The 21,639-nt window shown below is 72.9% G+C and carries 21 protein-coding genes; 14 read left to right on the top strand and 7 right to left on the bottom strand.

Translation table 11 applies throughout. From position 1 onward, the window contains the following. The first annotated feature begins 90 nt into the window (after window positions 1-90). On the top strand, window positions 91-1,254 hold the full coding sequence (locus N6H00_RS31045; RefSeq protein ID WP_268975140.1) for an FAD-dependent oxidoreductase: 1,164 nt from the start codon (window positions 91-93) through the stop codon (window positions 1,252-1,254). After that, a complete protein-coding gene (locus N6H00_RS31040) occupies window positions 1,251-2,033 on the top strand; it encodes an alpha/beta fold hydrolase (RefSeq protein WP_268975139.1) in 783 nt (260 codons plus the stop codon). Before N6H00_RS31045 ends, N6H00_RS31040 begins: the two co-directional genes overlap by 4 nt. Window positions 2,034-2,597: 564 nt before the next feature. On the opposite strand, the gene N6H00_RS31035 is transcribed toward N6H00_RS31040, so the two are convergent. Beyond that, window positions 2,598-3,623 (bottom strand): dipeptidase, encoded by a 1,026-nt coding sequence (locus tag N6H00_RS31035; protein ID WP_268975138.1) that lies wholly within the window; start codon window positions 3,621-3,623, stop codon window positions 2,598-2,600. Between the two features lie 203 nt (window positions 3,624-3,826). Here N6H00_RS31035 and N6H00_RS31030 point away from each other — a divergent pair, with 203 nt between their 5' ends. Together N6H00_RS31030 and N6H00_RS31025 are read left to right on the top strand one after the other, a co-directional pair. Then, entirely contained in the window at window positions 3,827-4,609 is a 783-nt protein-coding gene (locus N6H00_RS31030) for an MBL fold metallo-hydrolase (protein ID WP_268975137.1), read from the top strand. Next, entirely contained in the window at window positions 4,609-5,280 is a 672-nt protein-coding gene (locus tag N6H00_RS31025; RefSeq protein WP_268975136.1) for a DedA family protein, read from the top strand. Before N6H00_RS31030 ends, N6H00_RS31025 begins: the two co-directional genes overlap by 1 nt. Window positions 5,281-5,982: 702 nt before the next feature. Here the strand turns inward: N6H00_RS31025 and N6H00_RS31020 are convergent. Further along, entirely contained in the window at window positions 5,983-7,620 is a 1,638-nt protein-coding gene (locus N6H00_RS31020) for an FAD-dependent oxidoreductase (protein WP_268975135.1), read from the bottom strand. A 165-nt stretch (window positions 7,621-7,785) separates the two neighbouring features. Here N6H00_RS31020 and N6H00_RS31015 point away from each other — a divergent pair, with 165 nt between their 5' ends. The 9 genes from N6H00_RS31015 (at window position 7,786) to N6H00_RS30975 (ending at window position 14,874) form a co-directional block, all read left to right on the top strand. After that, window positions 7,786-8,964, top strand: a complete 1,179-nt coding sequence (locus N6H00_RS31015; RefSeq protein ID WP_268975134.1) for a SchA/CurD-like domain-containing protein — start codon at window positions 7,786-7,788, stop codon at window positions 8,962-8,964. Window positions 8,965-9,066: 102 nt separating this feature from the next. Next, entirely contained in the window at window positions 9,067-9,474 is a 408-nt protein-coding gene (locus N6H00_RS31010; protein ID WP_268975133.1) for a cupin domain-containing protein, read from the top strand. Continuing rightward, window positions 9,471-10,739, top strand: coding sequence for a beta-ketoacyl-[acyl-carrier-protein] synthase family protein (locus N6H00_RS31005; RefSeq protein ID WP_268975132.1), 1,269 nt, complete (start codon window positions 9,471-9,473; stop codon window positions 10,737-10,739). The genes N6H00_RS31010 and N6H00_RS31005 overlap by 4 nt, the downstream gene beginning before the upstream one ends. Next, the gene (locus N6H00_RS31000; RefSeq protein ID WP_268975131.1) at window positions 10,736-11,986 is read left to right on the top strand and encodes a ketosynthase chain-length factor; all 1,251 of its coding nucleotides are present in this window, start codon (window positions 10,736-10,738) and stop codon (window positions 11,984-11,986) included. The genes N6H00_RS31005 and N6H00_RS31000 overlap by 4 nt, the downstream gene beginning before the upstream one ends. Continuing rightward, window positions 11,986-12,243 carry an acyl carrier protein gene (locus tag N6H00_RS30995; RefSeq protein WP_268975130.1) on the top strand — a complete coding sequence of 86 codons (258 nt, stop codon included), beginning with the start codon at window positions 11,986-11,988 and terminating at the stop codon, window positions 12,241-12,243. Before N6H00_RS31000 ends, N6H00_RS30995 begins: the two co-directional genes overlap by 1 nt. Window positions 12,244-12,245: 2 nt before the next feature. After that, window positions 12,246-12,710, top strand: coding sequence for an SRPBCC family protein (locus N6H00_RS30990; protein ID WP_268975129.1), 465 nt, complete (start codon window positions 12,246-12,248; stop codon window positions 12,708-12,710). Window positions 12,711-12,712: 2 nt separating this feature from the next. Further along, the gene (locus N6H00_RS30985; protein ID WP_268977180.1) at window positions 12,713-13,042 is read left to right on the top strand and encodes a TcmI family type II polyketide cyclase; all 330 of its coding nucleotides are present in this window, start codon (window positions 12,713-12,715) and stop codon (window positions 13,040-13,042) included. Window positions 13,043-13,446: 404 nt separating this feature from the next. Further along, entirely contained in the window at window positions 13,447-14,013 is a 567-nt protein-coding gene (locus N6H00_RS30980) for a hypothetical protein (RefSeq protein ID WP_268975128.1), read from the top strand. A 111-nt stretch (window positions 14,014-14,124) separates the two neighbouring features. Continuing rightward, window positions 14,125-14,874 (top strand): class F sortase, encoded by a 750-nt coding sequence (locus N6H00_RS30975; RefSeq protein WP_268975127.1) that lies wholly within the window; start codon window positions 14,125-14,127, stop codon window positions 14,872-14,874. A gap of 61 nt (window positions 14,875-14,935) precedes the next feature. On the opposite strand, the gene N6H00_RS30970 is transcribed toward N6H00_RS30975, so the two are convergent. From N6H00_RS30970 to N6H00_RS30955, 4 genes are all read right to left on the bottom strand, one after another. Next, on the bottom strand, window positions 14,936-16,009 hold the full coding sequence (locus N6H00_RS30970; RefSeq protein WP_268975126.1) for a methyltransferase: 1,074 nt from the start codon (window positions 16,007-16,009) through the stop codon (window positions 14,936-14,938). A gap of 11 nt (window positions 16,010-16,020) precedes the next feature. Then, window positions 16,021-17,115, bottom strand: a complete 1,095-nt coding sequence (locus N6H00_RS30965; RefSeq protein ID WP_268975125.1) for a right-handed parallel beta-helix repeat-containing protein — start codon at window positions 17,113-17,115, stop codon at window positions 16,021-16,023. Between the two features lie 230 nt (window positions 17,116-17,345). Then, a complete protein-coding gene (locus N6H00_RS30960; protein ID WP_268977179.1) occupies window positions 17,346-18,344 on the bottom strand; it encodes an MBL fold metallo-hydrolase in 999 nt (332 codons plus the stop codon). A gap of 508 nt (window positions 18,345-18,852) precedes the next feature. Continuing rightward, window positions 18,853-20,076 carry an aminotransferase class I/II-fold pyridoxal phosphate-dependent enzyme gene (locus tag N6H00_RS30955; protein ID WP_268975124.1) on the bottom strand — a complete coding sequence of 408 codons (1,224 nt, stop codon included), beginning with the start codon at window positions 20,074-20,076 and terminating at the stop codon, window positions 18,853-18,855. A 206-nt stretch (window positions 20,077-20,282) separates the two neighbouring features. Between N6H00_RS30955 and N6H00_RS30950 the strand changes: the two genes are divergently transcribed. Continuing rightward, window positions 20,283-20,849 carry a hemerythrin domain-containing protein gene (locus N6H00_RS30950; RefSeq protein ID WP_268975123.1) on the top strand — a complete coding sequence of 189 codons (567 nt, stop codon included), beginning with the start codon at window positions 20,283-20,285 and terminating at the stop codon, window positions 20,847-20,849. On the opposite strand, the gene N6H00_RS30945 is transcribed toward N6H00_RS30950, so the two are convergent. Next, complete coding sequence (locus N6H00_RS30945; RefSeq protein ID WP_268975122.1) at window positions 20,773-21,561, bottom strand: ANTAR domain-containing response regulator; 789 nt, start codon at window positions 21,559-21,561, stop codon at window positions 20,773-20,775. The two genes, N6H00_RS30950 and N6H00_RS30945, sit on opposite strands and share 77 nt — an antisense overlap. Window positions 21,562-21,639 lie beyond the last annotated feature (78 nt).

Raw genomic sequence — 21,639 nt, 5'->3', positions numbered from 1 at the left:
TAACGAACGCGTTTGCCACGAACGCGTTCGTCGCCCTACTCTCCTGTCGTCCGCAGCGCACCGGCGCCGCCGAGCCAAGGAGGCACCACCATGTCCGGAGAACGCCGAATCGCCATCGTGGGCGCGGGGTTGGGAGGGCTGACGCTGGCGCGCGTCCTGCACGTGCACGGCATCGCCTCGACCGTCTACGAAGGAGACGCGTCGCCGACCGCACGCGACCAGGGCGGCACGCTGGACCTGGACCGGGAGTCCGGCCAGCGCGCGCTGCTGCTCGCCGGACTCCTCGAGGAGTTCCGGCCGCTGAGCCGCCCCGAGGGCGGGGAGCTGCGCCTGCTCGACAAGGACGCCACCGTCGGCCTGCGCATCCCCCCGCCGGAACCGGGCGAGGGCGACGAACGCCCCGAGATCGACCGCAGCGCACTGCGGAACCTGCTGCTGGGCTCGCTGCCCGAGGGCACCGTCCGCTGGGGCCACAAGGTGCGGACGGTCGCCATGGGGGCGGCCGGGCGGCCCACGCTCACCCTGTCCGACGGCCGCACCATGGAGACGGATCTGCTGGTCGGCGCGGACGGGGCGTGGTCCCGGGTGCGGACCCTGCTGTCCGACGCCGACCCGGTCTACTCCGGCCTGTCGTTCGTGGACGGTCTGCTGCGCGACGTCGGCACCCGGCACCCGGCCATCGCCGAACTCGTCGGACAGGGCATGATGTTCGCCCTGGCCGACGAGAGGGGGCTGACGGCCCAGCGCAACGGCGGCGACCGCATCCGCGTCTACAGCGCGGTCAAGGTGCCGGAGGAGTGGAGCCGTTCGGGCCTCATCGACCCGGCGGACCCGGCAGCGTCCAAGAAGCGGCTCCTGGACCTCTTCCCCGACTGGGACGAGGGACTGCGCGCGCTGATCGCCCACATCGACGGCCCCCTCGTCCCCCGGCCCATCCACGCCCTGCCCATCGGCCACCGCTGGGACCGGGTGCCCGGCGTCACGCTCCTGGGCGACGCCGCCCATCTGATGTCCCCCTTCGCGGGAGCGGGCGCCAACCTCGCCATGCTCGACGGCGCGGAACTCGCCCTCGCCCTCGCCACCCACGACGACCTGGAGACAGCCCTGAACGCCTACGAGACACCCATGTTCCCGCGCGCCGAAGAGGCGGCCGCGCTGTCGGCCGAGCACCTCACCGGCTTCTTCGGCCCGGACGGTCTGCGCACCGCACGGGACGCCTTCACCGCGGTCACCTCGGGGGGTGCGGCCCGATGACCAGCCAGCAGACCACGGGATTCACCATCGAGCCCTACCCTGGCCTCCCCCTGACGGTGCGGGACGTGGGCGCCGGCCGGCCCGTGGTCGTCCTGCACGGCGGTGGCGGCCCCGTCACCATGACCGGGGTCGTGGACCACTTCGCCGCCACCTCCCGGGTGCTGGCGCCGACCCACCCGGGCTGGGACGGCACCCCGCGGCCCGAGTGGTTCTCCGGGGTCGGCGACCTCGCCGAGACCTATCTGGAGCTGCTGGACGACCGCGACGTGAGCGATGTCGTCGTCCTGGGCAGCTCCTTCGGCGGCTGGATCGCCTCCGAGATGACCGTGCGCGACCGGGGCCGGCGCATCGGCGCCCTGATCATCGTGGACGCCATCGGACCGCGGGTCGAGGGGCACGAGGTGCGGATTCCCACCGCCCCGCCTGGTTCGCCTGCCCCGGCTGCTCCGGCTGCCCCGCCGACCGGGCAGGGCTCCGGCGCACCGGAACCGCCCCGGGGCCCCTCGCCCGAGGCCATCCGGACGATGCTGGCCTACACCGGGCCGTCGCTGTCCGATCCGAAGCTGCTGCACCGGCTCGCCCGGGTGAAGGTGCCCGCCCTCGCGGTATGGGGGGAGAACGACACGGTCGTCACGCCCGACTTCGGGCGCGCGTACGCCGCCGCCATCCCCGGGGCGCGCTTCGAACTGATCCGGGACGCGGGCCACCTCCCCGCCCGGGAGGCACCGCAGGCCACCTTCGCCGCGATCGACGCCTTCCTGGCCGCCGCCGGACGATAGTTCACCGTCCCCGCGGCCGGGCGGTGAGGCACCATCCCCGCCACCGGCCGGTGGCTCACCGCCCCCACCGGCCGGTGATTCACCGCCCCCGCTGCCAAGCGGTGGCTCACCACCCCGCCGCCGGGCCGTAGGGCACCATCCCCGCCACCGGCCGGTGGCTCACCGCCTCCGCCTCCGGCGGTGATTCACCGCCCCCGCTGCCGGGCGGTGGCTCACCACCCCGCCGCCGGGCGGTAGTCCACCGCCCCCGCATGTCGGGCCGTAGGGCACCGTCCCGCCACCGGGCGGTGCCTCACCGCCCCCGCCAACGGGCCGTGAGGCACCATCCCCACCTCCGGCCGGTGGCTCACCGCCTCCGCCTCCGGCGGTGATTCACCGCCCCCGCTGCCGGGCGGTGGCTCACCACCCCGCCGCCGGGCGGTAGTCCACCGCCCCCGCCAACGGGCCGTAGGGCACCATCCCCGCCGCCGGCCGATGGGCTCACCGCCCCCACCGGCCGGTGATTCACCGCCCCCGCCACCGGCCTGTGTGGCACCGCCCTTCGGGCCGGTCGGGAAAGGGGTGTCAACGGGGGCGTCCCAGTTCCTTGCGGAAGAGTTCCAGCACATTGCCGCCGACGATCTTCTCGACGTCTGCCTCCGGAAGGCCCCCGCGGATCAGCGCCTCGGTCACCAGAGGCAGTCCGCGGGGGCCTTCGAGGCCGGGGACCAGCAGCCGGGCGTACTCGACGTCCTCGCAGCAGGGCGGGGTGGTGTCATCGCTGACCTCCTTGATGAAGTCCGGGCCGAGACCCACCCGGTCGACGCCGATGACCTCCGCGATGTGGAGGATGTGGTCGGCCAGCCGGTCCACCGTGCGGTCGGCCTGGTCGGTGGCCAGGAACTCGCCGAGGAAGTTGACGCACACCAGGCCGCCGGTCGCGGCGATCCCGCGCAACTGCTCGTCGGTGAGGTTGCGGTGATGGTCCAGCAGCGCGCGGGCGGAGGAGTGGGTGGCCAGCACGGGACGGGTGGCCAGCTCCAGGACATGGGCCACCCCGGAGGCGCCCAGGTGGGAGACGTCGAAGAGGATGCCCAGACGCTCCATCTCGCGCAGCGCCCGGACCCCGGCCTCGGTGAGCCGGCTCCCGGTGGCGTCCTCACCACTGCCGTCGGCCAGGGCGGTACGGCCCCAGTGGGCGATCGAGGCGATGCGTACCCCGAGGCGGTGCACGGTGGAGAACAGCTCCACATCGGCGTCCAGCCCGGGGGCGCTCTCCAGCGCCAGCACCAGCGCGATCCGGCCCTCGGCGAGCGCGGCGTCGATGTCGTCGCCGTCCAGACACAGCCGTACCTCATCGGCGTTGCCCTCGGCGAGGGTGTGGGCGCACTCGATCATCCGCAGCGTCTCGCGCAGCGCGCCCTCGGGGCGGAACCGGTCGTCGATGAAGACCGGCAGCACCTGGAGGTCCACCCCGCCCTCGCGCAGCTGGGGCAGCCAGCGCTCCCGGAAGTAGCCGGCCCAGCGGTGCGGCGGGCGGGCGGTGACGGCTATCAGCAGATCGTTGTGGGCGTCGGCGACGACGGCGCGCCGGTGCAGCGCACGGCTCATACGGATGCTTCGCTTTCTGTCGCGCCCGGTCCCGCTGAAGGGGTTCACCGTCGGCGGGCAGCAGCGGCGGCTGGGCCACCGGTCATCGTGGCGTACGCGCCGCCCGCCGGTCCATGGAATTTCCACCCCGCCGGGCCGCCCGGCCGGGTCCGCCCGGTGGGGTGAGAGGATCGGTTGGACGGCCCGAGGGACGGAGGCGGGAGATGTCGGTGGAGATCACGTGGTGGGGGCACGCCACCGCGACCGTGCGGGACTCCGGGGTGCGGGTGCTGACCGATCCGCTCTTCGTACGGCGCCTGGCCCATCTGCGGCGGCGCCGGGGGCCGGTACCGCCGGCCGCCGCGGCGGTGGCCGACGTGGCCCTGGTCTCCCATCTGCACGCCGACCATCTGCACCTCGGCTCGCTGGCCAAACTGGCGCCCGGCACCCGGCTGGTGGTGCCGCGCGGGGCCGGGCGTGCGGTGCCCGGACTCCGGCGGGTGGTGGCGGCGCGCGGGCTGCGGGTGACGGAGATGGCCCCGGGGGACGTGTGCACGGTCGGCGAGGTGCGCATCCGGGCCGTACCGGCCGCGCACGACGGACGGCGGCTGCCGTACGGGCCGAGCCGGGTGCCCGCGCTGGGCTATGTGCTGACCGGCGAGTCGACCACGTACTTCGCCGGGGACACCGGGCTGTTCGACCGGATGGCGGAGGCGGTGGGCCCGTGCGAGGTGGCGCTGCTGCCGGTGGGCGGCTGGGGACCGTACCTCGGCCACGGCCATCTCGACCCGGGCCGCGCGGCACAGGCGCTGGCGTGGCTGGGGGCGCGCTGCGCGGTGCCGGTGCACTACGGGACGTACTGGCCGATCGGGATGGACGCGATCCGGCCGCATGAATTCCACGCCCCGGGCGACGACTTCGTACGCCACGCCGGGCGGCTGGCCCCCGACGCGGTGGTGCACCGGCTGGGGCACGGGGAGTGCGTTCGGCTGGAGCCCGCCAGGTGATGGGGGCTTTGGCGGACCTGGCGGACGTGGCGGATTTGGCGCGCAGTGTGCCGTCCGAGTCGACCCAGCAGGCGGTGGGGTATCCCTCGCTGTTCCTGCTGGTGGTGCTCGGCTCGCTGGTGCCGGTGGTGCCCACCGGGGCGGTGGTCTCCTCGGCGGCGGTGGTCGCCATCCACCAGACCGCTCCCCCGCTGTCGCTGCTGGTGGTCTTCGCGGTGGCCGCGCTGGCGGCCTTCTGCGGGGACGTGATGCTGTACTGGCTCGGGCGGCGCGGAGTGCGCTCGAAGAACGGCTCGCGGTGGCTGGAGCGGATCCACGACCACGCGGCGCCGGAGCGGCTGGACCAGGCGCGGGACCGGCTGAACGAGCACGGGGTGGCGGTCCTGGTGCTGTCCCGGCTGATCCCGGCGGGGCGGATACCGGTGATGCTGGCCTGTCTGCTGGCGCGCTGGCCACTGCGCAGGTTCGCGCGCGGTGCCGGGCCCGCGGCGCTGGCCTGGGCGGTGACGTATCAGCTGATCGGAATCCTGGGCGGCTCGCTCTTCCCCCAGCCGTGGGAGGGGGTGGCGGCGGCCGTGGTGCTGACGGTGGTGATCAGTACGGCCCCCGGACTGTGGCGGCGGCTGCGCCGCCGCACCACCGGCGACGCCCACAGCGAGGCGCCGGGCTGACCCCGACGGCCGGGGCGGGAGCCCCCGCGGCCCCCGCCCCGGCCACGTCGCCGGCCTCCGACCACCGGCCGGGGCGGCCGACCCGTCGTGGCCCGGCCGGCCCGGCCGACGCAGCCGACGCGGCCAGCCCGGCCGGCCCGACGGACCCGGCCCACGCGACTGGCCCGGCTGGCGCGACTGGCCCGGCCCCGGTGGCTCGGGTGATCCGGGTGGCCCGGCTGACCCGACCGACCCGGCCCACGCGGCTGGCCCGGCTGGCGCGACTGGCCCGGCTGGCCCCGGTGGCTCGGGTGGCCCGACCGACCCGGCCCACGCGACTGGCCCGGCTGGCGCGACTGGCCCGGCTGGCGCGACTGGCCCGGCTGGCCCGGTGGCCCGGCCGACGCAGCCGACGCGGCTGGCCCGGCTGGTCCGACCGACCCGGCCCACGCGACTGGCCCGGCTGGCGCCGGTGGCCCGGGTGGCTCGGGCGGCCCGGCCGGCCCGACCGACCCGGCCCACGCGGCTGGCCCGACTGGCCCGACTGGCCCGGCTGGCGCCGGTGGCCCGGGTGGCCCGCCGGTCACGCTCACTGCCGAACCTCCCCTCCCGACACCTAACACGGCTCCCCCGCGGGGTCGGCGGGCCGCGGGGCTCAGTCACGTGCCCGGTCGGTGACCGCGGCAGCGCTCCCGCGGGGGCGGCGGGGCCGGGGAACGGACGTCAGCGGGTGAGGTGCAGTACTTCTCGCAGGGCTCGCGTCAACGCCGCTTCCGGGTCCGGCACCGAGCGTTCCGCGCGCCAGGCGACGAAGCCGTCGGGGCGGACGAGGACCGCTCCGTCGGGGGCGGTGCCGTGGAGTTCGGCCCAGTCCGCGCCCGGTTCGGGGGCGAGTTCGTGGTCCGGTCCTTCGCCCACCCGGTAGCAGTCCAGCGGCACCCCGAGGGCGTCGGCGGTGCGGTGGCCCGCCTCGTACCAGGAGGCACCGCCCGGCCCGGTGAGCAGCACACAGGTGCGCTCGTACAGATCGAGGGTGGACAGCCGCACACCGCAGCGGTGGACCCACATATGGGGGGCGCGGTTGCCGGGTTCGGCCGAGACCCTGAAGCGTTCGGGCACGCAGGGGGCGGTGGGGTCGGTGCCGACGACCGCGCCCCGCACATAGCGGTAGCCCATGGCGACGGCCATGACATTGCTCTGCGGGCCCTCGGTGGCCGGTGCCGAGTAGCCGGGGTGGCTGTGCTCGGCCGAACGGGCGGCGGCGCGGGCGCTGGTGGCCTGGGCGACCGGCCGCCGCTCCGTGCCGTAGGTCTCCAGCAGGCCGGGGCCGGCCCAGCCGCCGAGCACGGCGGCGATCTTCCACGCCAGGTTGTGGGCGTCCTGGATACCGGTGTTGGAGCCGAAGGCGCCGGTGGGGGACATCTCGTGCGCGGAGTCCCCGGCGAGGAAGACCCGGCCGTCGGAGTACTGGTCCGCCACCCGCTCGGCGGCGTGCCAGGGTGCCTTTCCGGTGACCTCGACCTCCAGGTCGGGCATGCCGACGGCGGTGCGGATGTGCTGGGCGCAGCGCTCGTCGGTGAACGCCTCCAGCGGCTCGCCGTGCTCGGGGTGCCAGGGGGCGTGGAAGACCCACTGCTCCTGGTTGTCGACGGGCAGCAGGGCCCCGTCGGCCTCCGGGTTGGTGAGGTAGCAGGCGATGAAGTGGCGGTCCCCGACCGCGTCCGCGAGCCGCTTGGCGCGGAAGGTGATGGACACGTTGTGGAAGAGCTCGCCGCGTCCGCTCTGCCCGATGCCGAGCGCCCGGCGCACCGGGCTGCGCGGGCCGTCGGCGGCGATGAGGTAGTCGGCGCGGACCGTGGAGCGCCGCTCGGACCTGCGGTCCAGGAGCACGGCGGTGACCCCGTCCGCGTCCTGCTCGAAGGAGATCAGCTCGGTGGAGAACCGCACCTCGCCACCGAGTCCCCGGGTGGCGCCCAGCAGCACCGGCTCCAGGTCGTTCTGGCTGCACAGGCACCATCCGGAGGGGCTGATCCGGGCGGCTCTGCCGTCCGGGTCCAGTTCCCGGAAGAGCCAGTTGCCCTCCGTACCGGTGAGGGACGGCGTCTGGAGGATTCCGTGGTTGTCGGCCAGGACGGACGCGGCCTCGCGGATCGCGGGCTCCACTCCGGCGGTGCGGAACAGCTCCATCGTGCGAATGTTGTTCCCCCGTCCGCGCGGGTGGTGCGAGGTGCGCGGGTGTTTCTCGACCAGCAGATGACCGATCCCCAGTCGGCCCAGGAACAGTGAGGCGGACAGGCCCACCAGGGAGCCGCCCGCGATGAGGACGGGCACACGCTCAGCATTGTCGGCAAGACGGTTCATTGTGCTGCTATGCCCGGTGCCTCCGGGCCCTTCCGATGCGCTGACCAGGCGTTCGCTCGGATGGCTCACATATCTCGCGCCATTGGTGGGAGCACTCCACGATCGTCTAACGGGCGGGTGTCCTCGATGCCCGGAAGGACCCGCCCGCGACATAAGGAGTGGAATATGAGCACCCTGTCCGAGATGCCGGATACCACGGCGGATCAGACACCGACGACCGTGGAATCCGCTCTCACCGACACCAGGTTGCGCGTCGTGTTGCTGGTGCAGGTCAACAGCGGTGCCGAGCAGCGCTTTCTGCGTGCCTACGATCAGCTGTCGCAGCAGGTGGCCGCGGTACCCGGGCACATCAGCGACCAGCTGTGCCAGTCGATCGAGAACCCCTCGCAATGGCTGATCACCAGCGAGTGGGAAAGCGCCCCTCCGTTCCTGGCCTGGGTGGACAGCCCCGCGCACCGGGAGATGGTCAAGCCCTTCCACGGATGCGTGGAGGACACCCGCTCGCTGCGGTTCAGCATCCTGCGGGAGACGCTGACCGCCGGATCGGCGCCGGTCGATGTCACCACCCGTGGAGTGGAGGCCGCGCTGCGGGTCGGCGACGGGCTGGTCCGGCAGGCGCTCACCTTCACGGTGCAGCCCGGCAGCGAGGACGCCGTCGCCAAGATCCTCGCCGATTACGCCTCGCCCCAGGCGCGGGTCGACGAGACCACCGAGCTCGTCCGCACCTCCGTGTTCATGGGGGGCAACCGTGTGGTGCGGGCGGTGGAGATCAAGGGGGATCTGACCGCGGCGCTGCGGTTCGTGGCCCGGCAGCCGGAGATCAGGGCGGTCGAGGAGGCCATCAACCCGTATCTGGAGGAGGACCGCAACCTCGACGACCCCGCCTCGGCGCGGGAGTTCTTCGCCCGCGCCTCCCTCCCGGTGGTCCACCACATGACGGCCGCCGGGCCGCGCCCCACCGGGGACGTCCACCGGCACGCCCTGCTCTACCCGGTCAAGGCCGGCTGCGGACCCGCGGTGGCCAGCTTGCTGGCGCGCCAGGACGAGCTGGCGGTGAACCGGGAGGTGGCCGCGGAGCAGACCGCCAGGACCCTGCTGAGCAGCACCATCTTCCAGCGTGACGACATCGTGGTCCGGCTGGTGGATCTGAATGTGCCGCTGGAGCGGAACCCCGCCATGGCGGCCGGTGTCAGCGGACGGCGGGCGGCCGCCGTGCTGGGCCGGCTGCTCGACCTCGGGGCGGAGGGGGCGGCGATCGACCTGTCCGTGGACGACGGGCTGCGCCGCTTCCTCGCCGACTGCGACATGACCCCGGTCACCGACCGCCGAGCGGCGGACCACTGACGTCCCGCCCCTTTCGCCTCTCCCCCCTCTTCCCGCCCCGTTTACCAGCCCGTTTCCCACCCCGTGGCGCGGACCGCGCGACGCTACCTGGAGGAACTCATCATGACCACGCAGTCCCCTCACATCGTCGACCTCGCCGCGGTCGCCCCCAACCGCCGACGCGGTGGTGACGTGCGCGCCATGCTCACCCCGAGCCTGGCGGGCGCCACGAGCGGCTTCATGGGGATGGCCATCGTGGGACCCGGTGAACGGGTCGCCGAGCACTACCACCCGTACTCCGAGGAGTTCGTGTACCTCGTGTGCGGCGAGGTGGAGGTGGACCTGGACGGCACGGCGCATCCGCTCCGCCCCGACCAGGCGATCCTGATCCCCATCAACATGCGGCACCGGTTCCGCAACGTGGGGGACACCGAGGCCCGGATGGTCTTCCACCTCGGGCCCCTGGCGCCGCGCCCCGAGCTCGGTCACGTGGACACGGAGGCCGCCGAACCCGCCGAGGCGGCATCGTGACCCGACGAGTGGTGGTCACCGGGCTCGGCATCGTCGCCCCCGGAGGCTTGGGCGTTCCGGCGTTCTGGGACATGCTCACCGCGGGCCGTACGGCCACCCGCAACATCACGCTCTTCGACGCGGAGCGGTTCCGCTCCCGGATCGCCGCCGAATGCGACTTCGACCCGGTGGCCTGCGGTCTGAGCTTCGAGCAGATCGAACGCTCCGACCGCTATGTGCAGTTCGCCCTGGTGGCGGCGCAGGAGGCGGTCCGGGACTCGGGTCTGGACCTCCAGGCGATCAACCCCTGGCGGATAGGGGTTTCGCTGGGCAGCGCGGTCGCCGCGTCCACCCGGCTGGAGCAGGACTACGTCAAGGTCAGCGACGCCGGTGAGCACTGGGACGTGGACCACCGCAAGGCCGGTCCGCATCTCCAGCACGCGTTCTCACCGAGCGCGCTGTCCTCCGGAGTGGCGGAGCTGACCGGGGCGCAGGGCCCGGTGCAGTCCGTCTCCACCGGCTGCACCTCCGGTCTGGACGCGATCGGTTACGCCTTCCAGGCGATCGAGGAGCGGCGGGCCGATGTGTGCATCGCCGGGGCCGCGGACTCGCCGATCACCCCGCTGACGGTGGCCTGCTTCGACTCGATCAAGGCCACCTCGGCGAACAACGACAACGCGGCCACCGCCTCCCGGCCGTTCGACGCCCACCGGGACGGTTTCGTCCTCGGCGAGGGCGCCGCCGTGCTGGTGCTGGAGGAGTTGGAGCACGCGCGGGCCCGGGGGGCGCGGGCCTACTGCGAGTTCCGGGGGTTCGCCACCTACGGCAACGCGTACCACATGACCGGTCTGACCCGGGAGGGGCTGGAGATGTCCGAGGCGATCGACCACGCCCTCGGCCACGCCCGCGTCAACAGCTCCGACGTGGACTACGTCAACGCGCACGGCTCGGGCACCAAGCAGAACGACCGGCACGAGACGGCGGCGGTGAAACGGTCCCTGGGCGAGCACGCGTACCGGACCCCCATGAGCTCGATCAAGTCCATGGTGGGCCACTCGCTGGGGGCGATCGGCGCCATCGAGGTGGTCGCCTGCGCCCTGGCCCTCGCCCATGGCGTGGTGCCGCCGACGGCCAACTACGAGACCCCCGACCCCGAATGCGATCTCGACTACGTCCCGCGCACCGCCCGCGCCCTCCCGCTGCGCCATGTGCTGTCGGTGGGCAGCGGGTTCGGCGGCTTCCAGTCGGCGGTGGTGCTGAGCCGGGCGGACGGGAGGGTGGCATGAACGCCGCGATGAACACCCGGAACCGGGGTGCGGCCGTGACGGGCATCGGTGTGATCGCCCCGAACGGGGTGGGCACCGACGCCTTCTGGAAGGCGACCCGGGAGGGGATCACCTTCCTGGACCGGCTCTCCCGGGAGGGCAGTGAGCACTTCCCGGTCCGGATCGCGGGCCAGGTCCGCGGCTTCGATCCGGCGTCGATGATCGAGGAGCGGTTCCTGGTCCAGACCGACCGCTTCACCCACTTCGCGATGGCCTCGGCCGATCTCGCACTGGAGGACGCCCGGCTGCCGGTGGACGACATGTCGCCGTTCGCCGTGGGCGTGGTGACCGCCGCCGGTTCCGGGGGCGGTGAGTTCGGCCAGCGCGAGCTCCAGCAGCTGTACGGCAAGGGGCCGCGCCATGTGGGCCCGTACCAGTCCATCGCGTGGTTCTACGCGGCCAGCACCGGCCAGGTCTCCATCCGGGGCGGGTTCAAGGGCCCCTGCGGGGTGGTGGCCAACGACGAGGCCGGCGGTCTGGACGCGCTCGCGCACGCCCGCCGGTCCATCCGGCGGGGGGCGGACGCGATGGTCGCGGGCGCGTCCGAGGCGTCGCTGGCGCCGTACTCCGTCGTCTGCATGCTCGGGTGGGACGAGGTGAGCCGGGCCCGTGACGCGGGCCGGGCCTATCTGCCGTTCACCGAGGACGCCTGCGGATTCGCGCCCGGGGAGGGCGGGGCGATGCTGGTGGTGGAGGAGGAGGGGGCCGCCCGGCGGCGCGGGGTGCGCATCCGGGGCTTCATCGCCGGCTACGGCTCGACCTTCACCGGGGCGTCCCGGTGGGAGCGGTCCCGGGAGGGGCTGGCCCAGGCCATCCGGGTCGCCCTGGAGGACGCGGAGTGCGCGCCCGAGGAGATCGACGTGGTGTTCGCCGACGCGCTGGGGGTGCCCGAGGCGGACCGCGCCGAGGCGCTGGCGATCGCCGACGCCCTGGGGCCGCACGGCACCCGGGTCCCGGTGACCGCGCCGAAGGCCGGCTTCGGCCGGGTGCACTGCGCGGCCCCCACGCTGGACGTGGTGGCCGCGGTGCTCTCCATGGAGCACCGCGTGGTGCCCCCGACCCCGTACGTCACCGACGTCTGCCATGACCTCGACCTCGTCACCCGCAGCTCCCGACCCGCCGAACCGCGGACGGCGCTGGTGCTCAGCCGAGGGCTCATGGGATGCAACGCGGCGCTCGTGCTCCGCGGACCGGAAGGAGATTACTGATGTCCAGCCAACTGTCCTACGCCGAACTGGCCACGCTGATGAAGCGGTGCGCGGGGCTCACCGTCGACCCGGACACGATGCGGGACCGGCCGGACTCCACCTTCGAGGAGTACGGCCTGGACTCGCTCGGTCTGCTCGCCATCGTCGGCGAGCTGGAGAACCGGTACGGCACCCCGATCGAACCGGGTGCCGAAAGCTGCAAGACCCCCGGTGACTTCCTCGAGGTCATCAACACCTCACTTACCTCAGGAGCATGACGATGGCAGGCCACACCGACAACGAGGTCATGATCAAGGCGCCGTTCGACCTCGTCTGGGACATGACCAACGACCTGGAGAACTGGCCGCAGCTGTTCAGCGAGTACGCCTCGGTCGAGGTGCTCCAGCGGAACGGGGACACCACCACCTTCCGCCTCACCATGCACCCCGACGAGAACGGCAAGGTCTGGAGCTGGGTGTCCGAGCGGGAGACGGCCCGCGATGTGCGCACGGTCTGGGCACGCCGCGTCGAGCCCGGCCCCTTCGCCTACATGAACATCCGCTGGGAGTACGAGGAGGAGTCCGACGGCACCCGCATGCGCTGGACCCAGGACTTCGAAATGCGGCCCGACGCACCGGTGGACGACCCCACGATGGCGGACCACATCAATCGCAATTCCCGCATTCAGATGGATCTGATCCGGGAGAAAATCGAGCAGCGGGCCCGCGAAACGGTGGGGGCATGAGCATGTACCGCACCATGATCGTCGCCAAGATGCAACGGGACGCCGGTCCCAAAGTGGCCGAGATCTTCGCGGAATCGGACCGCGGTGAACTGCCCAAGCTGATCGGTGTCACCGGCCGCAGCCTGTTCCAGTTCGGCGATGTGTATCTGCATCTGATCGAGGCCGAGCGGCCGCCGGCCGACGCGGTCATGAAGTACGCCAAGCACCCGGAATTCCGCGACGTCAGCGCGCGGCTCCAGCCGTATATGCAGGCGTACGACCCGGCGACCTGGCGTGAGCCCAAGGACGCCATGGCGCATGAGTTCTACCGCTGGGACCGCGATCCGGGCTGATGCGGAGCACACCGGACCCGGGCGCCATATCCGCTCGGAAACCGTCGGGTCCATGGTGCCGCCGAACGAAATCGCCCGCGCCCCGGGGCCGCTGAGGGAGTTTCCACTCCCCGGCGGCCCCTTTCGTACGCGCACTCGGATTTCCGTTTCGGCGGACGCACTGGACACACTACTGAGCTCATCGGATGGATATCCGCCGAGCCGGTGACACGGCATCAGCCCGTTCGCGCGGCGAATGAGTGATCATTGCGCTTATCTCCACCCAGAGGGCTTACAACCCGGCAGATAGCGGGCCGTGCCGAGTGGCAGGGGGCGCCCTCTTCGCTGACGGTGGATGAGACGCCGCTGCGATCCCTTTATCTGGCAAATAGTCAGTATCGTGACGGCGCCGGAAGGAATGACTCATGCGATCTACTCGCGCACTCTTCACCGGGGCGGCGATCGCCGCCACCCTGACCCTGGGCGCCCCCGCCGCCGCGTTCGCCGCCGACGTCTCGGACCCGGGCGGTCACGGTGGGTACTCGAGCAGCCAGGAGTCCTCCGAGGACGGCTACGGCCAGGGCGGCAGCTCCTGGAAGGACAAGGACCGGGAAGAGCACGGCAAGGAAGAGCAGCACGGCAAGGAAGAGCAGGGCAAGGAAGAGCACGGCAAGGAGGAGCCGCGCAAGGAGGATCACGAGAGCGACTGGTCCGGCCGGGGCAAGGACGAGGACGAGCGCGACTGGTCCGGCCACGGCAAGGAGGAGCGCGAGCACGAGTGGTCCGGCAAGAAGGACGACCACGAGTGGTCCGGCGGCTCGTGGAAGGACCACGAGAAGGGCGAGAAGCCGCGTGGCGGCGTCCACACCGGTGGTGGCGGCATGGCCACCACGGGGAGCGGCATGGCCGCCGGTTCGGTCCTGCTCCTCGGTGGCCTGGGCGCGGGCGCCTACGCCCTGCGCCGCCGCAAGCCGACCGGCACCGCGATCTGAGCCTGACGCTTTCGTAATTTCCTGCCGCCGTGGCACTACCGCTCAGCGGTGGTGCCACGGCGGCGCCACGAGCGCTGGGAGAAAAGCGCTGTGAGAAAGGCGAACACCCCTATGGGAAAGCCGGCCAAACAGGGCGCTGCCGACAGCAACACCCGCACTCTCCGCTGGGCCGCCGCGTCGGCCCTCATCGGCGTCTTCCTCATCTACAACTCCGTTGACGCCGCCTCCCAGAACACCTCGGCGACGCCGGCCGGACCCACGGCCGGCGCCTCCACGTCCCCCACCTCCCCCACGTCCATCTCCACGCCGGAGAACGACACCTCGATCGAGGAAGAATCCCCGGACGCCTCCACGGAGTCCTCGGCCGCCCCCGAGTCCCGGCCCGGACCGGCGCTGCCGCGCTCCCCCGCGGTCCAGCTGGACATCCCCTCGATCGGGGTGAGCGCGCCGTTCGTGCCGCTGTCGCTGGACGCCCAGGGCGTGCTGGTCCCGCCTCCGGACACCGAGCAGAACCTGGTGGGCTGGTTCGAGGGCGGCCCCTCACCCGGTGAGCGCGGCAACTCCATCGTGGCCGGGCACGTGGACACCAAGACCGGTCCCGCGGTGTTCTACAACCTCAGCCAGCTCAAGCCCAAGAGCAAGCTGACCATCACCCGCGAGGACGGGATCATCGCGACCTTCGTCGTCGACAGGATCAAGACGTTCGAGAAGGACGCGTTCCCGGACCGCGAGGTGTACGGGGACACCCCCAACGCCCAGCTGCGGCTGATCACCTGCGGGGGCGCCTACGACCACACGGTCAACGACTACACGGCCAATGTGGTGGCGTTCGCGCACCTCGCCTCGTACCGCTACGCCTGACACACCGCGGTGCCCGCGTCGTCGAGGAAGGACGACGCGGGCACCGTGGCGTTCGCACCCGCTAGCGGCGGGCCGTGGCGGACACCGTGGAGTCGAAGGCGTGCAGAGCGCCGTTGACGGGCCGGATGTCGGTCACGTTCAGACCGGCCTCGGTCATCCGCGCCACCATGCTGTCCTCGGTGTGCTTCCGGCCGCCCACATTGAGCAGCAGGAACAGGTCCATCGCGGTGGTGAACGAGGAGAGGCTGTTGTCGACGAGGTTCTCGATGACGACCACCCTCGCGCCGGGCCGGGCCGCCGCGACCACGTTGGCGAGCGTCCGGCGGGTGCTCTCGTCGTCCCATTCGAGGATGTTCTTGATGATGTACAGGTCCGCCTCGACGGGGACCTCACGACGGCAGTCGCCGGGCACCAGCGTCGCCCGCGAGGCCAGTGGCCCGCCGTCCCGCAGCCGCGCGTCCGCGTGCGCCACCACCTGCGGCAGATCCAGCAGCACGCCGTGCAGAGCCGGGTGCTTCTCCAGCAGGCCGGCCAGCACATGCCCCTGGCCGCCGCCGATGTCCACCACCTCCTTGACCCCGTCGAGGTCGAGGAAGGCGGCGACATCGGCGGCGGACTGCCGGCTGGAGGTGGTCATCGCGGCGTCGAACACCCGGGCCGACTCGGGCGCGTCCTCGTGGAGGTACTCGAAGAAGCCCTTGCCGTAGATCTCGTTCACCACACAGCCGCCGGTGCGCACCGCACGCTCCAGCAGCGGCCACGCCTCCCAGGTCCACGGCTCGGTGCACCACAGGGCGATGTTCCGCAGGCTGCCCGGGGTGTCCTCGCGCAGCAGCCGGGACATCTCGGTGTGCCGGAACCGGCCGTCGTCGGTCTCGGCGAAGATCTGGCAGCAGGCCAGGGAGCGCAGCAGCCGGCGCAGCGGATCGGGCTCGACGTCCACGGCGGAGGCCAGTTCGCCGATGGTGGCGGGCCGCTCCCCCAGCGCGTCGGCGACCCCCAGCCGGACCGCGGCGCGCACCGACGCCGCCCGTGCGGCGCCGAAGACGATCTCCCGCAGCCGCATGGCCGGCGGGAGCGCGGCCGGCGGGGGGTGTCCGGCGGCCGCGGGGTCGGTGCTCTCTTGGGTGGTCATGTCGCCGCCTCTCAGCACCGGCCCGTGGGCTCGGACAGCTCGCACACGTTCTCGGTGAAGGTGTTGCCCTCGCCCTTGTCCCGGTCGGCCAGGTCGGCCGGCTTGTTGCCGCTCAGCACGTTCCGGCTGACGGCGTTCTGGGCGTTGGGGGCGCCGACGACGCTGGTGTAGAGCACGATCCCGCCGGACATGGGCGAGGTGCCCACGTTGTCGTGCACCTGGTTGGCCGTCACCCGGGTGCCCTCGGCGCCGGTGAGCACGATCCCGGCGCCCTGGATGAAGGGGAGCCGGTCGGTGGCCGCGCAGTAGGCGTTGTTCTCGGTGACGACGTTGTAGCGGACGGTCAGATCCCCGGCGCGCGGGGTCGATTCGTCGCCGACGATGAACACTCCGGCGCAGTTGCCGGTGATGGTGTTCCGCTCGACCGTGAGGTCGCGCAGCCGGCGGACCACCACACCGGACCGGTTGCCGCTGAGCTCGTTGGCGGCGACCACGGTGCCCAGGGCGTCGGTGGCGCCGCCCTCGGCGTCGATGGTGTTGGCCAGGAAGACACCGGACTGCTCGTTGTCCCGCGAGACGTTGTGGACGAAGGCGCCACGGGTGGACAGCTCCTGGCCCATGCCCTGCTGGCCGTTCTGCTCGGTGACGGTGTCCCGTACGGTCATCCGGTCGGTGCCGGACCCCCAGATGCCGTTCTTCGGGAAGCCGGTGACCTTCAGTGAGCTGATCCGTACATCCGAGACGGGCTGCTGGTCCGTCCCGGTGACGCAGATGCCGTGGCCGGCCGCGCCGCAGGCGTTGTCCGACGGCTGATCGGCCGGGGAGAGCACGGTGGACTCCCCCGCGCCGTGCAGGGTCAGCCGGTCGGTGGTGATCTGGATGTTCTCCCGGTAGACGCCGGGCTGGATCTCGATGGTGTCGCCGGGCTCGGCGGCGTCCACGGCGGCCTGGATGGACTGACCCGGCGCGACCACATGAACGGTCCCCGCCTGGTCGACGGGGGCGGTGGGGGCCGCGGGGGCGGCGTGGGCTCCGGGGAGCTGGGCGAGTTCGATGACGAGGACGGCCGTGAGGCCCGCGAGGTGACGAAGTTTCGGTGTGCGCATGAAAAGGAAGTTAGGTGTGGCCCGCACCATTCGCCACTTATGATCCATCTACCAGTCGCGCGCCGGATTACCCCACTTGGCCGCTGTGTTGCCCATCCTCCGACGCGAGGACGCAAGCGCGCCCGGCCTGGGGCGGGGGCGCGGGGCGGCGGGGCGGAGGGTTTACCAGGTAGACAGGACAGGCAGGCAGGGACGCAGGCCGCAACCGGCGTTGCGGCTGCTTATTCGAGTTATTCGAGCACGCGGGAGCCTCCGACCGGCAGGTCCCACAGCTCCTCGCGCGGGCGACCGGTGGCCTCCCAGGCGGCGCGGATCCGGTGCAGCGGCTCCAGGGGCGGCTCGGCCGAGAGCAGGAAGGTCGACCAGTGCATGGGCGCCAGCACCCGCGCCCCCAGGTCCCGGTGCGCCCGTACGGCCTCCTCCGGATCGGTGTGCACCGCGCCGAGCATCCAGCGCGGCTCATAGGCACCGATGGGCAACAGCGCCAGATCGATGCCCGGGTAACGGCGGCCGATCTGCTGGAACCAGTGGCCGTAGCCGGTGTCCCCGGCGAAGTACACCCGGTGCCCGCCGGGCGCGGTGATGACCCATCCGCCCCACAGCGAGCGGCAGGTGTCGGTGAGGGTGCGCTTGCTCCAGTGGTGGGCCGGGACGAAGTCGAAGCGGACCGGGCCGGTCTCGCCGGGCAGTTCGGCCGCCTCCCACCAGTCCAGCTCGGTCACCCGGGTGAATCCGCGCACCCGGAACCAGTGGGCCAGCCCGGCGGGGACGAACACCGGCGTCGCCTTCGGCAGCCGTTTGACCGTGGGCGCGTCCAAATGGTCGTAGTGGTTGTGGCTGATGACGACGGCGTCGACACCCGGCAGATCCTCCCAGCGGACCCCCACCGGGGTGACCCGGGCCGGGGTGCCCAGAATCCGCCGGGACCAGACCGGGTCGGTGAGCACGGTGAGCCCACCGGTCCGCACCACCCAACTGGCGTGCCCCGCCCAGGTGACCGCGGTACGCCCGGCCCCGGCGAGCGGCAGCGGCCCCGGCTCGAAGGGCAGCTCGGGAATCTCCCGCAACGACTCCACCGGCGGCCGCAGCCGCCCCTCCCGAGCCAGCCGGGCAAGCGCCCGCACCCCCGGCAACGGGGCGGTGAGCCGATCGAGGAAGGACCGCGGCCAGCTACGGATCTCGCCCAACGGCCGCGGAACAGCCGGCTCAGGAACGGCCGGAACCAACAGGGACCGGGCGACGGCACCGGGCTGAACGGCGTCGGGCCGGACGACGGCGTCGGACCGGACCGCATCGGGCCAGGCACGACTCGGCTCGCCCGGAGCGGCACCGGACTGCGCAGCAGCACCGGGCTGAACCGCGTCGGGCCGGACGGCAGCGTCGGACCGGACGCGACTCGGCCCGCCCGGAGCGGCACCGGACTGCGCAGCAGCGTCGGGCTGAACCGCGTCAGACCGGACGGCAGCATCGGACCGGGCCGCATCGGGCCGGGCTCGACTCGGCTCGGCCGGTACGGCACCGGGCTGAACGGCGTCAGACCGGGCGGCGCCGGGCTGAACGGTGTCGGGCCGGGTGGGGCTTGGCTCGGGCGGTGTGGTGCCGGGGCGGGGGCGGCTCCGTTCGGCCGGTTCGGGCGGTTCGGCCGGTTCGGCGTGATCGGTCATGGCCTGGCTCCCTTCCGTATCCGGGCCGGCCCTGCCGCGCCGGCGTGTCGTGAAGGTGGTGGTCCACGAAGGCTCAGGTCACCTCGGCATCCCCGATCAGATCGCGGAAGGCCGTCTCGAAGGCGGCCAACGCCATGGCCACATGGGGCAGTTCCAGCGGGTCCGGCGCCTGGAGCGCCCGCAGCCGCGGCTCCTCCGCCGCGCCGAGCAGCGGCAGGGTCGCCAGCCGGAGCCGCAGGGTGTGCGGGGGGTCGCCGAAGCGATGGCCTCCGGCCACGCTCCGGCCGATCCGCCGGGTCAGCTCGCGCTCCAGCTCCACCGAGTCGGTGATGCCCCGGACGGCGAGCACCCCGCGCAGCTCGTCGAGGTCGGCGTAGAGGTGGCGGCCGGCCTGTGGCGGGCGGCACAGTGCCCCGACGGCGGTCAGCGTGCGATACGCCGCGGCGGCCACGGCCCCGTGTGCTCGGGCCGCGGCGGCCATCCGGCCCCGGACCGGTTCGGGCTCGCCGAGGGCGTACCCGGCGGCCGCGGCGACGGGCGCGGGCAGCCCGGACCGTACGGCGGTGAGCAGGGACAGCACCCGGCCGCGCAGCTCCACACCGCGCTCGGTGGCCGGGAACCGGGCCATCGCGGCCGGCCAGCCCGCCGGGGTGAAGGCGCCCACCAGGTCGGAGAGCACGATCACATGTTCGGGGCTCATCTCGGCGGGGCTGAGCAGCACCGTGCCCCGCGGATGGTGGACGGTGTCCCGCCAGGTCTCATCGCTGACGATCAGCAGCTTCTCGGCCACCGCCGCCTCGCACACCTCGTGCAGCAGCTCGGGCGGGGGCACCGTGCCGGTGGGGTCGTCGGCCACGGACAGCAGCAGGATGCGGGGCACCCCGCCCTCGGCGCGGATTCTGCGCACGGTCTCCAGCAGCGCGAACGCATCGGGCAGCCCACCGCATTCGGCCGGGACGGGCGCGGGGTGGCCGCGCCGGCCCACCAGCCGCACCAGCGGTGCGTACCAGGCGGCGCAGGGGCGGGGCAGCAGCACGTCGCCGCGGGAGGCCGAGGCGAGCAGCGCCAGCAGCAGCGGCTCGGCGCCGGGGGCGACCACCACGTGCTCCGGGTCGGTCCACAGCCCGCGCCGCGACCAGTAGCCGCAGGCGGCCGAGCGCAGCTCCGCGGAGCCGGCGACGGGCTCCGGCGCGGTGTGGCCGGCCGCCGCGACGAAGCTGTCGAGCAGCTCCGGGAGGACCGGCAGCCCGCCGTCGTCCCGGTCGGCCGGAGCCGGGGCGGTCCACTGCCGCTGCATTCGTCCACACCTCCGCCCTGTTCCCAGCGCGTCACGGTTGGCGTACGTCCACCGTCTGCCCGGTTCTGTCCACTCTTTCTGTCCGCAGTCCACTGTCCGCGGTCCACTGTCCGCGGTCCGTCTTCTGTTCTTTCTGTCCCCCTTCTGTCCACCTTCGCAGATCCGCGGCTCCGTTTCGCGGAAGGACGGCCGGGGACCCGGGTGCCATGACAGCGACGCCGGAACAACACGATGTGGTGGACGTGCTCACCGCGGACCACCGCGCGGTGCGCGCCCTCTTCGAGGGGTACCGGACGGCCACCGAGCCCGAGCTGCGGCGGCAGCTGGTCGACCGGATCACGGTGGAGGTGGTGCGGCACTCCGTGGCCGAGGAGGCCCATCTGTACCCCACGGTCCGCAAGGCGCTGCCGAACGGCGACCGGATCGCCGACGAGGAGATCGAGGAGCTGACCGAGGCCGAGCGGATCCTGTCCGACCTGGACGCGGTGGACCCCCGGGACCGGCGGTTCGACCCGCTGGTCCGGGATCTGATGGACGTGATGTCCATGCATATCCGCGGCGAGGAGGACCTGGTCTTCCCCGAGCTGCGGGAGCGGCTCACCCCCGAGGAGCGGATGGCGCTGGGCCTGCGCGTCGGCGAGGCGACGGCCGCGGCGCGGGGCATGGCACCGGTCGGCGAACCGGTCAGTGAACCGATCAGCCCGGAAGGCCCTGGTCCGGGGCGGACGCTGGCCGACCGGGTCCGGGAGCAGCTGACCGGTCGAACGCGATGAGGTTCTTCTCCAGACCGCGGCCGCGGCTGCGCACCACGGTCTCGGCGAGCTCCGCGAGCTTGCGGTTGGACCGCTGGGAGATGCGGCGCAGCAGATCGAACGCCTGGTCCGCGTCGCAGCCCAGGACGTACATGACGATGCCGCATGCCTGGTCGACCACCGGCCGGCTGCGCAGCGCCGCGTCCAGCTGGTCCACCTGGGCGAGGGCGGCGCGGTAGAGCCGGTCCCGGGCCATGCTCTCGGTGGCCAGATCGCCGAGCAGCCCGGTGACGCCCTGGGCGGCCTTCTTCAGGGGGCCGGGGCGCAGTCCGTAGACCGAGACGGTCACGGTGAGCCCGTCGCAGGCGAACGGCAGGGAGGCGGTGGACCGTACGCCCGCGGCCAGCGCCCGTGCCCGGTAGCGCGGCCAGCGGTCGTCGTGCAGCAGGTCGTCGGCGCCCGCCGGGTGGCCGGTGTCGATCGCCGCGAGGATCGGGCCCTCGCCCGAGTTCAGCTGGACCGACACCAGCGCGGACAGATCGGGGTGGGTGGCCGCGGTGGTCGGGTCGGCGTCCGCGTCGCGGAGGGGGTCCTGGGCGAGCACGGCGGTGGCGGTGGCCCCACAGCTGTCCGGGGTGCCGGCGGCGGCCTGTTCCGCCAGCTCGGCCAGGCCGCGGCCGAGGGTCGGCGCGTCGGTCTGGCATATCGGGCGGCCGTGCGTACGTCCGGGCATCGCCGAGTCCGGTCCTTTCGCTCCCGTGTGCTGCGCTGTCCGGCCCCGTCCCCGCGGGGCCCCGATTTTTTCGGCTTC

Source organism: Streptomyces sp. S465 (assembly GCF_026898115.1).
Lineage (GTDB): Bacteria > Actinomycetota > Actinomycetes > Streptomycetales > Streptomycetaceae > Streptomyces > Streptomyces luomodiensis.
Note: the sequence above shows the minus strand (reverse complement) of the source record. Positions and strands in the feature narration are given on the sequence as shown.

Excerpts from the sequence above, each read along its gene's own strand:
- N6H00_RS31045 (WP_268975140.1), top strand. The coding sequence starts at position 91 with ATGTCCGGAGAACGCCGAATCGCCATCGTGGGCGCGGGGTTGGGAGGG.
- N6H00_RS31040 (WP_268975139.1), top strand. The coding sequence starts at position 1,251 with ATGACCAGCCAGCAGACCACGGGATTCACCATCGAGCCCTACCCTGGC.
- N6H00_RS31035 (WP_268975138.1), bottom strand. The coding sequence starts at position 3,623 with ATGAGCCGTGCGCTGCACCGGCGCGCCGTCGTCGCCGACGCCCACAAC.
- N6H00_RS31030 (WP_268975137.1), top strand. The coding sequence starts at position 3,827 with ATGTCGGTGGAGATCACGTGGTGGGGGCACGCCACCGCGACCGTGCGG.
- N6H00_RS31025 (WP_268975136.1), top strand. The coding sequence starts at position 4,609 with ATGGGGGCTTTGGCGGACCTGGCGGACGTGGCGGATTTGGCGCGCAGT.
- N6H00_RS31020 (WP_268975135.1), bottom strand. The coding sequence starts at position 7,620 with ATGAACCGTCTTGCCGACAATGCTGAGCGTGTGCCCGTCCTCATCGCG.
- N6H00_RS31015 (WP_268975134.1), top strand. The coding sequence starts at position 7,786 with ATGAGCACCCTGTCCGAGATGCCGGATACCACGGCGGATCAGACACCG.
- N6H00_RS31010 (WP_268975133.1), top strand. The coding sequence starts at position 9,067 with ATGACCACGCAGTCCCCTCACATCGTCGACCTCGCCGCGGTCGCCCCC.
- N6H00_RS31000 (WP_268975131.1), top strand. The coding sequence starts at position 10,736 with ATGAACGCCGCGATGAACACCCGGAACCGGGGTGCGGCCGTGACGGGC.
- N6H00_RS30995 (WP_268975130.1), top strand. The coding sequence starts at position 11,986 with ATGTCCAGCCAACTGTCCTACGCCGAACTGGCCACGCTGATGAAGCGG.
- N6H00_RS30990 (WP_268975129.1), top strand. The coding sequence starts at position 12,246 with ATGGCAGGCCACACCGACAACGAGGTCATGATCAAGGCGCCGTTCGAC.
- N6H00_RS30985 (WP_268977180.1), top strand. The coding sequence starts at position 12,713 with ATGTACCGCACCATGATCGTCGCCAAGATGCAACGGGACGCCGGTCCC.
- N6H00_RS30980 (WP_268975128.1), top strand. The coding sequence starts at position 13,447 with ATGCGATCTACTCGCGCACTCTTCACCGGGGCGGCGATCGCCGCCACC.
- N6H00_RS30975 (WP_268975127.1), top strand. The coding sequence starts at position 14,125 with ATGGGAAAGCCGGCCAAACAGGGCGCTGCCGACAGCAACACCCGCACT.
- N6H00_RS30970 (WP_268975126.1), bottom strand. The coding sequence starts at position 16,009 with ATGACCACCCAAGAGAGCACCGACCCCGCGGCCGCCGGACACCCCCCG.
- N6H00_RS30965 (WP_268975125.1), bottom strand. The coding sequence starts at position 17,115 with ATGCGCACACCGAAACTTCGTCACCTCGCGGGCCTCACGGCCGTCCTC.
- N6H00_RS30955 (WP_268975124.1), bottom strand. The coding sequence starts at position 20,076 with ATGCAGCGGCAGTGGACCGCCCCGGCTCCGGCCGACCGGGACGACGGC.
- N6H00_RS30950 (WP_268975123.1), top strand. The coding sequence starts at position 20,283 with ATGACAGCGACGCCGGAACAACACGATGTGGTGGACGTGCTCACCGCG.
- N6H00_RS30945 (WP_268975122.1), bottom strand. The coding sequence starts at position 21,561 with ATGCCCGGACGTACGCACGGCCGCCCGATATGCCAGACCGACGCGCCG.